Here is a 12,411-nt window from a genome sequence, read left to right on the forward strand (position 1 = left end):
GGATGTCATGCCGCCGGCGCCGGAAAAACCCCGGCGTATGGCCGGGCTCAGGCCGCGCCCGCCAGGCGCGCCGCTTCCTCCAGGTCCACGCTGACCAGGCGCGACACGCCAGGCTCGCGCATGGTCACGCCGGACAGCTGGCGCGCGGCCTCCATCGTCGCCTTGTTGTGGGTGACGAACAGGAACTGCACCTTCTCGCTCATTTCCTTGACCATCGTCGCCAGGCGGCCGACGTTGGCCTCGTCCAGCGGCGCGTCGACCTCGTCCAGCAGGCAGAACGGCGCCGGGTTGAGCTGGAAGATGGCGAACACCAGGGCCACCGCAGTCATCGCCTTCTCGCCGCCGGACAGCAGCGAGATGCTGGACACGCGCTTGCCCGGGGGGCGCGCCATGATCGCCACGCCGGTATCGAGCAGGTCCTCGCCGGTCAGCTCCAGGTAGGCGTGGCCGCCACCGAACAGCCGCGGGTAGAGCGCCTGCACCCCGGCGTTGACCCGGTCGAAGGTGTCCTTGAAGCGGCCGCGGGTCTCGCGGTCGATCTTGCGGATCGCCTCTTCCAGGGTTTCCAGCGCGGCGGTCAGGTCGTCGTTCTGCGAATCCAGGTACTGCTTGCGCTGCTCGGCCTCGCCGCACTCCTGGATCGCGGCCAGGTTGACCGGCTCCAGGCGGCGCATGCGCGCCTCGATCTGGTTCACCGACTGCTCCCACTCGCGCGGGTCGGCCACTTCCGGGAGCGTGTTGAGCACTTCCTCGATGGCCTGGCCGTCGGCGGTGATCGCCTGCACCAGCTGCTCGGCCTTCAGCTGCAGGGCCTGCTGCTCGAGGCGGCGCTGGGAGATGCGCTCGCGCTGGGCCAGCGAGGCCTCGTCGCGCTGCTGGCGCGCCTGCTCGTGGCTGCGCAGCTCGTGGTCGATCGCATCCAGCACGGTACGGGCCTCGCCCAGCGCGCGCTCCACGCGCACGCGTTCGCCAAGGGCGGCCTGGTGCTCGGCCTCCAGCGCCTGCACCGGCGAGTCGCCGGTTTCCAGCTGCGAGCTGATCTCGCCCAGGCGCGACTCCAGCTGCGCGCGCTGTGCGGCCATGCGCTGCAGCGACTGGGTCAGGGAGGCGATCTGGGTGCGCTGCGATTCCAGCCCCAGGGCCAAGGCATGGGTGGCGTCGCGGCTGGCGCGCGCGGCCTCGCGGGCCATGTCGCGCGCCTCGCTGCGCTGGCGGCGCTCGGCTTCCAGCGCCTGGCGCGCGGTCTCCAGGTCGCCCATGGAAACCACCGCGTCCTCGAGCCGGGCACGTGCCTCGCGGGCCTGTTCGCGGCTGCCGTCCAGGGTCTGGACCAGCTGCGCCAGCTCGGCCTCGATGCGTTCGATGCGCTGGCGCGCGCTGTCCATGCGGCCCTGCTGGCCCTGCAGCTGGCCGGCCAGCTCGGACACGGCGCGGTGCGCCAGGTACAGCTGGCGCTGCGCATCCTCGCGCGCCTGTTCGGCGGCCAGCAGGCGCTCGCGCAGGCTGGCCAGGCGTTCTTCCAGTTCGGCCTCGCGCGCCTGCAGCTCCTCGATCGTGGTGCGCAAGGCCTGGATCTCGCGCTCGCGCAGCAGCGCGCCCTGCTTGGCGGCACCCTGGCGCGAGACCCGCACCCAGCCCTCGCCCAGGCGTTCGCCGGCGCGGGTGATGACCGAATCGCCTTCCGGCAGCTGCGCCACCAGGGCGCGGGCCTGGGCCAGGTCCTCGGCGGCATGCAGGCGCGCCAGCAGGCGACGGATCGCCAGCGGGCCACGCACCCTGGCGGCCAGCGAGGTCGGGGCGAAGCCGGCCTCGCCGTCGCCGTCGGCGACCAGGGCGATACGCCCCTCGCCGAGGTCGGCCAGGGCCTCGACCAGCTGTTCCGGGGCGTCGACCAGCACGCCTTCGATCAGCTGGCCCAGGGCGCTCTCGACCGCGTTCTCCCAGCCCTCCTCGACCACCAGGCGCTCGCCGACGCGGGCCGAGGAATCCAGGCCGCGGGCCTTGAGCCAGGCCACCGCGGCGCCCTGCTCCTGGCCGAGGGCGGCCTGCTGCAGGGTCTCCAGCGAGGACAGGCGGCCGCGCGCGGCCTGGGCCTGCTTGCGTACCTCGGCCAGTTCGGCCTGGGCGGCGCGCTGCTGGTCCTGTACCGCGGACACGTCCTGCTTGCGGGTTTCCAGCAGTTCGTTGAGGCCGTCGAGTTCGGCCTTGCGGGTCTCGTGCTCGATCTGGGCCTGCTCGAAGGCCTCGGCCAGCGATTCCACGTCCAGCCCGGCGCGTTCGGCCTGCAGGGCCTCGCGGCGGCGCTCGGCTTCCAGTGCCTGGCGGTCCAGGTAGTCGACGCGGGTACGCTCGACCTCGCCGGCGCGGGAGGCCTCGGCGGCCTCGCGACCATGGGCCTCCCAGCGCTGCTGCCAGTCGGCCAGCGCGGCCTCGGCCTCGCGCAGGGCTTCCTGGCGGAACACGTCGTCCTCGCGCAGCTGCTCCAGGCGCGGCTCGGCCTCCTCGACCGAGGCCTGCAGCGCCTCCAGCTTCTCGCGGTCGCCGCCGATGTGGCGGTCCAGCTCCTCCAGCGCGGTGGCGGCCTCGTCTCGCGCCTGGTTCAGGCGGCTGGCCAGCTCGCGCTGGTGCTGGATCTGCTGTTCGATCCGGGCCAGCACGCCGCCGACCTTGTAGACCTCGGCCTGGGCGGCGTTGAGCGCCTCGGCGGCCTCCTCGCGGCGTACGCGGCCGGTCTCGATCTCGCGCTCGGCCTCGCGCTGGCCGGCGATGATCTGCTCCAGCTTCGTCTCCTCCTGCGCCAGCTTCTCGCGCAGGCCCTGCAGCTGCTGGTCCAGCACCCGGAACTGCAGCGCCTTCCACTGCGCGTCCTTGATCTTCCGCTCCGCGGCCAGGGCCTGGTACTGCTCGGCCTGGCGGGCCTGGCGGCGCAGGTGCTCGAGCTGCTTGTCGACCTCCTCGCGCAGGTCGTTGAGGCGGTCCAGGTTTTCCCGGGTGTGGCGGATGCGGGTCTCGGTCTCCTTGCGCCGCTCCTTGTACTTGGAGATGCCGGCGGCCTCCTCCAGGTACACGCGCAGGTCCTCGGGCCGGGCCTCGATGATCTGGCTGATCATGCCCTGCTCGATGATCGAGTAGCTGCGCGGGCCCAGGCCCGTGCCCAGGAACAGGTCGGTGATGTCCTTGCGCCGGCACTTGGTGCCGTTGAGGTAGTACTGGCTCTGGCCGTCGCGGCTGACCGTGCGCTTGACCGAGATCTCGTTGAAGGCCGCGAATTCGCCGGAGATCGTGTGGTCGGAGTTGTCGAAGATCAGCTCGACCTGGGCCATCGACACCGGCTTGCGCGCCGAGGAGCCGGAGAAGATCACGTCGGTCAGCGAATCGCCGCGCAGGCGGCTGGCCGAGCTCTCGCCCATGACCCAGCGCACCGCGTCGATGATGTTGGACTTGCCGCAGCCGTTGGGACCGACGACGCCGGTCATGTTGGTGGGCAGGTGCAGCGTGGTCGGATCGACGAACGACTTGAATCCGGACAGCTTGATGGTGGACAGACGCATGCGGCGGTCGCTTCCCGTGGCGGTGCCGGGCAACGCCTCGGCCCCGCCGGTTGATGTGGTTTGCCCGGAGTTCCCGCCAACCCATTGATTTGCAATGGCGGACACGCCGGGGGACCGGCGCCGGACGGGCCAGTATAGCCGCCGGGGCGGGCTGGCTTCAGGCCTGCGGGCGGTTTGACCAGGATCAGGGCCGGCCGCGCCGCCGCTGCCTAGACTGCGCCGCATTCCATGCAGGAGAAGCGCATGCAGTACGACGTCGTGATCGTGGGGGCCGGCCCGGTCGGCCTGTGCCTGGCACGGGCGGTGGCGCCGCTGGGGCTGAAGGTCGCCCTGGTCGAGCGCCAGCCGCGCGCGGCCCTGGCCGAACCGGCCTTCGACGGGCGCGAGATCGCCCTCACCCATGCCTCGATGCGGCTGCTGGACGAGCTGGGCGTCAACGGGCGGATCCCGGCCGCGGAGATCCATCCGCTGCGCCAGGCCCGGGTCATGGACCGTGACCTGGCCGAGGCCATGGTCGTGCGCCCGCACGGCGGCCACGACCGCCTCGGCAACCTCGTCCCCAACCACCTGATCCGACGCGCGGCCTGGGAGGCGGTGCAGGCCACGCCGGGCATCGAGCTGCATGACCAGGCCAGGATCGGGTCGCTGCATGCCGGCGCGGATTCGGCCTGGGTCCAGCTGCAGGACGGCCCGCGCCTGCAGGCCCGCCTGCTGGTGGCCGCCGACAGCCGCTTCTCCGAGACCCGCCGCGCGCTGGGCATCGATGCCGACCTGCACGACTTCGGCAAGAGCATGCTGGTGTGCCGGATGCGCCACGAACAGCCGCACCACCACGTGGCCTGGGAATGGTTCGGTACCGGCGCCACCCGCGCCCTGCTGCCGCTGGACGAACACCTGGCCTCGGCCGTTCTTACCCTGCCCGGCGAACAGGCCCGCGCCCTGGCGGCGATGGACGAGGCCGCATTCGCGGCCGAGGTCGAGCGCCTGTTCGATGGCCGGCTGGGCCGGATGGAACTGGCCGGAACCCGCCACGTCTATCCGCTGGTGGCGACCTGGTCGCGGCGCTTCGTCGGACCGCGCCTGGCCCTGGCCGGCGACGCGGCCGTGGGCATGCATCCGGTCACCGCGCACGGCTTCAACCTTGGCCTGGCCGGCGTTGAGCGCCTGGCCGCCGTGCTGCGCATCGCCGTACGGCAGGGCCGCGACCCGGGCGACCCGGCGCTGCTGGCCATGTACCAGCGCCGCCACCGCCAGGGCTGCTGGCCGCTGTTCCAGGCCACGCGTGCGGTAGTCGGGCTGTACACCAACGACCGCCCGGCCGCGCGCGTGCTGCGTGCCGCGACCCTGCGCGCAGGCGCGGCACTGGCACCCTTCCGGCGGCTGGTCGCGGCCTCGCTCACCGATGCCGGGCCGGTGGACGCCAGCCCGCTGCAGCGCCTGCGCGCGGGCCTGAGCCAGTTGCGGCCGTCGTGAGGCTCAGGCCTCGCCGCGCTGGCGGTCGATCCAGGCCACGAAACGGTCGACGAAGTCCTCGAGGAAGTCGCGCGTATCCGGGCTGGTGATCCGGCCGTCGTCGGCGACCAGGCCTTCCTTGAACTGGATGAAGGCCTCCGGCTGCGGCAGCACCGCCATGTCCAGGTAGGACAGCACGTTGCGCAGGTGCTGCTGGGCCAGGGCGGTGCCGATCGCGCCGGGCGAGGCACCGGTCACCGCCGCCGGCAGGCCGGCGAAGGCGCTGTCGCCGTAAGGACGCGAGCCGATGTCGATCGCGTTCTTGAGCACGCCCGGGAGCGAGCGGTTGTATTCCGGGGTCACGAACAGCACCGCGTCAGCATCGCGGACCTGCTGCTTGAACGCCGTGCACTCCGGCGGGTAGTCGCCGTCGAAGTCCTGGTTGTAGAGCGGCAGGTTGCCGATCTCGACGTAGTCGAACTCCAGCCGGTCCTCGCCGAGCCGCTCCAGCGCGCGCGCCAGCTGGCGGTTGATCGAGTCCTTGCGAAGGCTGCCGACGATGACCGCCACCTTGCGCCTGTTCATGGGTCCTGCTCCTGCATGGGGTGGCCCGATGCTAGGAGCCGGCGCGCGTGGCCGGGGTGAAGGCGGCGTGGGCGGCTTGCCGGTACGGCGCCGCCCCGGCACTCAGAGCCCGCGGCAGTCCCGCCAATGGCGGTGCCAGGCCTGGAACATCAGCACGTTCCACAGGTGGGTATGCCACTTTCGCTGGCCGCCGAGGAAATCCCGCCAGATCGCGCCCATCCGGTCGGCATCGAACAGGCCCTCGCGGCGCATGTCCGCCGGATGCAGCAGGTCCCCGGCCCACTGCTCCAGGTCGCCGCGCAGCCACTGCCCGACCGGCGCGCCGAAACCGCGCTTGGGGCGGTCGACCATGGTGTCCGGCAGGTAGTCGCGCAGCATCCGCTTGAGCAGGTACTTGCTGCTGCCCTCGCGCAGCTTCATCCGCTGCGGCAGCGACCAGGCCAGCTCCACCACCCGCCAGTCCAGCAACGGTGCGCGCGCTTCCAGGCCGGCCGCCATGCTGGTGCGGTCGACCTTGCACAGCAGGTCGTCCGGCAGGTAGGCCATGAAGTCGGCCAGCATCATCGCCTCGGCCTCGTGGCCGCGCAGGCCCAGCGGGTCGGCCTGGTGGTAGATGGTCGGCGGCTCGTGCGCGCCCGGCACCACCGCTGCCGGGTTGCGCCAGCGCGAGACCCGGTTGCGGTAGACGTCGCCGATGCCCTGCACCCCGGACTCGGCCAGCAGGGTCGCCAGGCCGCCGGTGCGCGCCGACTCGCCACGCGCGCCGGGCACCCGCGCAAGACCGCGGCGCAGCAGGCTGGGCACGGTCCGCGCCATGCGCCAGTTGCGCAGGGCGCGCTGGTAGCGGCCATAGCCGAAGAACAGCTCGTCGCCGCCGTCGCCGGACAGCACCACCGTCACCTCCTGGCGGGCCAGGCGGCAGACCATGGCGGTGGGGATCTGCGAGGGATCGGCGAAGGGTTCGTCGAACATCGCCGGCAACTGCGGCACCACCGCCAGGGCATCGGCGCCGCCCACCTCGAACTCGGTATGCGCCGTACCCAGGTGCGCGGCAACCTCGCGTGCCAGCGGCGCCTCGTCGCGGTCGGAGTCGCGGAAGCCAATGGTGAAGCTGCGCACCGGCGCGCTGCTCTGCGCCTGCATCAGCGCGGCCACGACGGAGGAATCGGTGCCGCCGGAAAGGAACACGCCAACCGGCACGTCGGCGACCATGCGCAGGCCGACCGAGTCGCGCAGCAGCGTATCCAGCGCCACCGTCGCCTCGCCGTCGTCGCCGGCGAACGGTCTGGCGATGGCCTCGCGCATGCGTGCCCGCGGGTCCCACCAGCGGCGCTGGTCGCGGTGCGGGTCGTGCGCGGAGGCCCCGGCCGCCACGGCGGCCGTATCCAGCCGCAGCAGGCTGCCCGGCATCAGCTTGAACGCGCGCTCGTGGATGCAGTACGGCGCCGGGATGTAGTTGAAACGCAGCAGCAGGGCGAGCGCGTCGCGGTCCACCCCATTGTCGAAACGCGGGTACCTCCACAGCGCCTTCAGTTCGGAGCCGAACACCACCGCATCCCCGGCCCAGCCGTAGTACATCGGCTTCTTGCCGACCCGGTCGCGGGCCAGCCACAGGCAGCGGTCGCGCCGGTCCCACAGGGCGATGGCGAACATGCCGTTGCAGCGCTGCAGGGTGTCCTCGATGCCCCACTCGGCGATGGCCGCCAGCAGCACCTCGGTATCGGAGTGGCCACGGAAGCGGTGGCCCAGGGTCGCCAGTGCCGAGCGCAGGGGCGCGAAGTTGTAGAGCTCGCCGTTGTAGGCCAGCACGTAGCGGCCATCGGCCGATTCCATCGGCTGGTGGCCCTGCGGCGACAGGTCGAGGATGCTCAGGCGCTGGTGGGCCAGGCCGATACCGGCCTGGGCATCGACCCAGGCGCCGGCATCATCCGGACCGCGATGCTGCAGGGCCGCGCCCATTTCCCGTGCGTGCGCGGACAGCGCATCGCCATGGAGCCGGGGCTGGGCCAGCAACAGTCCTGCAAGTCCGCACATCTCAGCGGTCCAGTTCCCCGGCTGCGGCGACGATGTCGTCCTCGCCCGGGATGACGAGGAAGGCGGCACCGGCCAGTGGAGTGTACGTGTCCGCACCGACCACGCGGCGCATCGGCAGCGCGCCGTGGCCGGCCTCGACGATCGCGCTGAGCACGCCCTCGCCCACGCCGGCGCTGCGCCGGCCCTCGTCCACCACCAGCACGCGCCGGGCCGAGGCCACTTCGCGGCGGATGAAGTCCTCGTTGAGCGGCACCAGCCAGCGCAGGTCGACCACCCGCACATTCCAGCCATGCTCAGCTTCGATCCGGCGCGCGGCGCGCAGGCTCATCGGCACGCCGTTGCCATAGGTGAAGACCACCAGGTCGTCGTTGCCCTCGCCATACACCCGGCCCTCGCCCAGCGGCATGGCCCTGCCCTGTCCCGGGTACGGGAATAGCCACTGGCCGTCGCCGGCCTCGTGCAGGTCCTTGGTCATGTACAGCGCGATCGGTTCCAGGAACACCGCCACCCGGCCATCGACCTTCGCCAGCGCCGCCAGGGTGCGCAGCATCTCCACCGCATCGTCGCCGCGGCTGGGACAGCCGACCACCAGGCCGGGGATGTCGCGCAGGGCGGTGATCGAGTTGTCGTTGTGGAAGTGGCCACCGAAGCCGCGCTGGTAGCCGAGGCCGGCGATGCGCACCAGCATCGGGTTGCGGTACTGGTCGTTGCTGAAGAACTGCAGCGAGCAGGCTTCGCCGCGGATCTGGTCGCAGGCGTTGTGGAAGTACGCCAGGTACTGGATCTCGGGCAGCGGCAGCATGCCCATGTTGGCGTAGCCCTGGGCCAGGCCGAGGATCATGGTCTCGTCCAGCAGGGTGTTGAACACGCGCGAGCCCCTGAAGGCCTTCTGCAGGCCCTTGGTCACGGTGTACACGCCGCCCTTCTGCGCCACGTCCTCGCCGAACAGCAGGGTCTCCGGATACTTGGCCATCAGCTCGTGCAGGCCCTGGTTGATCTGGATCGCCAGGTGGCGCGGTGCCAGTTTCTCCGGCAGCTTCTCCTCGCCACCGTAGGCGGCGATGCGCGCTGCCTCGGGTGCCGGGCGCGCGGCCTCGGCGGCGACGGCGTCGGGCGTGTACGGCGCCAGCGGCGCGACCACCTCGGCCAGGCTGGCCAGCTTGGGCCGGCGGTCGGCCTCATCGGCCGCGGCGAAGCAGCGGCGACGGGTGGACTCGTACAGCTCCAGCAGTTCGTCCTTCGAGTACAGGCCCGACTCCAGCGCGATCGCCGCGCTGCGCAGCAGCGGATCGGTGGCCTCGACCGCGCACAGCTCCTCGATGCTGCGCCACTCGATCTCGAAGTCGGTGCCGGCGTGGCCCATGATCCGGGTGGTGCGCAGGTGCAGGAAGGTCGGCCGGCGGGTGCGGCGGCAATGCTCCACCGCCGCCTCGACCTGGCCGTAGCCGTTGGCCAGGTCCAGGCCGTCGGCATGGAAGTAGTCCAGCCCCGGCATGTTGCGGAAGCGGTTGCCGATCCAGCCATCCGGAGTCTTCACCGAGATGCCGATGCCGTTGTCCTCGCACACGAACAGCACCGGCGCCGGCAGCTTCTGGTAGGCGGTCCAAGCCGCGGCGTTGAACGCGGTCTGCGCGGTAGCGTGGTTGGCCGAAGCGTCGCCGAAGGAGCAGATGGCGATGCTGTCGTCCGGCACCGGCAAGGCGTGGCCGATGCGCCGCGCCTGTTCGATGGCCACGGCGGTGCCCAGCGCCTTGGGCAGGTGCGAAGCGATCGTCGAGGTCTGCGGCAGCACCCACAGCGGCTTGCTGCCCCATACCTTGTGGCGACCGCCGGAGGCCGGGTCCTCGGCGCTGGCGGCGAAACTCAGCGCCGAATCCATCACCGGGTCCATGCCCGGCAGCTTGCGGAAGCGCTCGGCCATGAAGCCGCCGCTGCGGTAGTGCAGGAACGCCGGATCCGTGTGCCGGGTCGCGCGCGCGACCATGGCGTTGCCCTCGTGGCCGCTGCTGCCGATGGTGTAGAAGACCTTGTTCTGCACGCGCAGCACGCGCGCCATCAGGTCCAGGTGGCGGCTGACGAGCTGCGACTCGAACAGCTCGCGGAAGCCGCGCGCGTCCAGCACGCTGCCCGGCAGCACCGGTTCGTCGTCGCGCGGACGCGACCCCGGCGTGCCGTCCCAGGCGCGCACCGCCTCGGTGAAGTTGCGGTCGCAGATCTCGGCGCGGTTGATGCCCTTCTTCCAGGCGGGGATGGCGGCAGCGTTCATGCGTGGGATGGCTCGGTGTTCCTGTGCGGGGCGGATGGCCGCCCCGGGATCGTGGAGGGTGTCGGTGCCACGCCGCGGCGCATGCATGCGTGCGCTGGCCGTGGCATCGGGGCCGCGAAGGCCGTCAGGTTTGCGGGATTCATGGCCGCGTCGCACGGCCCGCGTGCCACTCGGCACGGGTCTGGCCCCAGACCTCCGCGATGGCACCGCTCGGCGGCGGCAGCTGGTCCATGCGCAGGTAGCGCGAGCCAAGCCGGGTGGCGACGGCCTTGGAAAGGTCGTTCGCCGGCGCGATGGTATGGATCACCTCGTCCCAGCCGAGCTGGTCGAAGGCCCAGTCGATGCAGGCCGCAGCCGCCTCGGTGGCATAGCCCCTGCCCCAGCGGCTGCGCACGATGCTCCAGCCTATCTCCGGACCCGGCCAGCCTTCCGGCTGCCACGGCCCGACCCGGCCGATCCACTCGCCGCTGGCCTGCTCGATCACCGAGAACATCGCGTAACCCTGCAGGTGCCAGCTCCCGACCATCGCCGCCAGCCCGCGCCAGGCCACCGGCCGCGGCTGCAGCCCGCCGATATGGCGGGTGGCCTCCTCATCGGCCATGAACCTGGCCCAGGCGTCGAAGTCCTCCCGGCGCGGCACGCGCAGCAGCAGGCGGGGGGTTTCCAGTTGCAGTCGGGTGAGGTCCATCAGCCGGCTCCAGTGTGATCGGGGGAATGGCGATCGGCCGCGGCCAGGGTCTCAGCTCGCACGGGAACGTACCTGCCACTGCGCGCGGGTCTGGCCCCAGAGCTCGCAAGGCACGTCCGCATAAGGCTCCGGCATGCGGACAGGACCGCGGTTGCGCGAGCCCAGGCGCTGCGCGACCCGCTGCGAGGCGTGGTTGTCCGGGGCGATGCAGTGGATCACCTCGTCCCAGTCCAGCACGGTGAAAGCCCAGTCCATGGCCGCCTGCGCCGCCTCGGTCGCATAGCCGTGGCCCCAGGCCTGGGGGTGGAAGGCCCATCCGATCTCGTTGCCCGGCCAGCCATCGGGCCGCCAGGGGCCGGCCTGGCCCAGCCACAGGCCGGAGGACTTCCCGATCACCGAGAACATGGCGAAGCCCTGCAGGGCCCAGGCGCCGGGCATCTGCAGGAACCTGCGCCAGGCCGCCGCGCGCGGCTGGTGGCCGCCGATGTGGCGGCAGGCCTCCGGGTCGGCCATGAGCTCGGCGTAGCGCTCGAAATCCACGACCTGCGGCAGGCGCAGCAGCAGGCGTCCGGTCTCGATGACGGGGCCGCCGACCATGGCCGTCAGAACGCGTTGATGCCGGTCAGCTCGCGTCCGATCACCAGCTGGTGCACGGTTTCGGTGCCCTCGTAGGTGATCACCGATTCCAGGTTCAGGGCATGGCGGATGGCCGCGTGCTCGGTGGTGATGCCGGCGCCACCGAGCAGGTCGCGGCACTCGCGGGCGATGTCGATGGCCATGCGGCAGTTGTTCCACTTGGCCAGCGAGACCTGCTGCGGCTGCATGGTGCCGGCGTCCTTCAGGCGCCCCAGCTGCAGCACCAGCAGCTGCGCCAGGGTGATGCGGCGGGCCATGTCGGCCAGCTTGATCTGCGCGCTCTGGGTCGCCGCGACCGGGCGGCCGAACAGGATGCGCTCCTTGGAGTAGTTCAGCGCCTCGTCCAGGCAGGCGATGGCGGCGCCGACCGGACCCCAGGTGATGCCGTAGCGGGCCTGGGTCAGGCAGCCCAGCGGGCCCTTGAGGCCCTTGACGTTGGGCAGGCGGGCCGAGTCGGGCACGCGCACGTTGTCGAAGAACAGCGACGAGGTCACCGAAGCGCGCAGCGACATCTTGTGCTTGATCTCCTGGGCGGTGAAGCCGGGCGTGCCCTTCTCCACGATGAAGCCCTGGATGCCCTCGTCGGTCTGCGCCCAGACGATGGCGATATCGGCCAGGTTGCCGTTGGTGATCCACATCTTGGAACCGTTGATCACCCAGTCGCCGCCGTCCTTCTTGGCGTGGGTCTTCATGTTGGCCGGGTCCGAGCCGCCGTGCGGCTCGGTCAGGCCGAAGCAGCCGATCACCTCGCCGGCGGCCATGCGCGGCAACCACTGCCGGCGCTGCTCCTCCGAGCCGTAGGCGTAGATCGGGTACATGCACAGCGAGGACTGCACGCTGACGAAGCTGCGCAGGCCGCTGTCGCCGCGTTCCAGTTCCTGGCAGATCAGGCCGTAGCTGACCGCGTTGAGGCCGGCGCAGCCGTACTCCTCCGGCAGCGAGGAACCGAGCAGGCCCAGCGAGGCGATCTCCGGCACCAGCTCCTTCGGGAAGCGGCCCTGGTCGAAGCAGTCGCCGATGATCGGCAGCACCCGCTCGTCGGTGAACCGGGCCACCGCCTCCTGCACGGCGCGCTCCTCGTCGGAGAGCATGGAACGCACGTCGTACAGGTCGTAAGCGGGAAGGGCCATGTCGGATACCGTTGCGGGAAATGGTTGCGATTGTATCCACCGCGCCCTACCCCGCGGCAATGCGCGCCG

The 12,411-nt window shown here is 71.4% G+C and carries 8 protein-coding genes; 1 reads left to right on the forward strand and 7 read right to left on the reverse strand.

All coding sequences use genetic code 11. The features are described from left to right. Nucleotides 1-47 precede the first annotated feature (47 nt). Entirely contained in the window at nt 48-3,551 is a 3,504-nt protein-coding gene (gene smc / locus PSESU_RS08730; RefSeq protein ID WP_041764037.1) for a chromosome segregation protein SMC, read from the reverse strand. A 243-nt stretch (nt 3,552-3,794) separates the two neighbouring features. On the opposite strand from smc, the gene ubiM reads away from it, so the two are divergent. Continuing rightward, nucleotides 3,795-5,024, forward strand: a complete 1,230-nt coding sequence (ubiM, locus tag PSESU_RS08735) for a 5-demethoxyubiquinol-8 5-hydroxylase UbiM (protein ID WP_013535409.1) — start codon at nt 3,795-3,797, stop codon at nt 5,022-5,024. A gap of 3 nt (nt 5,025-5,027) precedes the next feature. Here ubiM and PSESU_RS08740 read toward each other — a convergent pair whose 3' ends face one another. The 6 genes from PSESU_RS08740 to PSESU_RS08765 form a co-directional block, all read right to left on the reverse strand. Beyond that, a complete protein-coding gene (locus tag PSESU_RS08740) occupies nt 5,028-5,588 on the reverse strand; it encodes an NADPH-dependent FMN reductase (protein WP_013535410.1) in 561 nt (186 codons plus the stop codon). A 102-nt stretch (nt 5,589-5,690) separates the two neighbouring features. Next, nucleotides 5,691-7,622 carry an asparagine synthase (glutamine-hydrolyzing) gene (asnB, locus tag PSESU_RS08745; RefSeq protein WP_013535411.1) on the reverse strand — a complete coding sequence of 644 codons (1,932 nt, stop codon included), beginning with the start codon at nt 7,620-7,622 and terminating at the stop codon, nt 5,691-5,693. 1 nt (nt 7,623) lies between these two features. Beyond that, nucleotides 7,624-9,888 (reverse strand): thiamine pyrophosphate-dependent enzyme, encoded by a 2,265-nt coding sequence (locus tag PSESU_RS08750; protein WP_013535412.1) that lies wholly within the window; start codon nt 9,886-9,888, stop codon nt 7,624-7,626. 139 nt (nt 9,889-10,027) lie between these two features. After that, entirely contained in the window at nt 10,028-10,576 is a 549-nt protein-coding gene (locus PSESU_RS08755; protein WP_013535413.1) for a GNAT family N-acetyltransferase, read from the reverse strand. A 51-nt stretch (nt 10,577-10,627) separates the two neighbouring features. After that, on the reverse strand, nt 10,628-11,173 hold the full coding sequence (locus PSESU_RS08760; RefSeq protein ID WP_013535414.1) for a GNAT family N-acetyltransferase: 546 nt from the start codon (nt 11,171-11,173) through the stop codon (nt 10,628-10,630). 5 nt (nt 11,174-11,178) lie between these two features. Beyond that, nucleotides 11,179-12,342 carry an acyl-CoA dehydrogenase family protein gene (locus tag PSESU_RS08765; RefSeq protein ID WP_013535415.1) on the reverse strand — a complete coding sequence of 388 codons (1,164 nt, stop codon included), beginning with the start codon at nt 12,340-12,342 and terminating at the stop codon, nt 11,179-11,181. Nucleotides 12,343-12,411: the final 69 nt, after the last annotated feature.

The sequence above is a fragment of the Pseudoxanthomonas suwonensis 11-1 genome, from assembly GCF_000185965.1.
In the GTDB taxonomy this organism is placed as follows: Bacteria; Pseudomonadota; Gammaproteobacteria; order Xanthomonadales; family Xanthomonadaceae; genus Pseudoxanthomonas; species Pseudoxanthomonas suwonensis_A.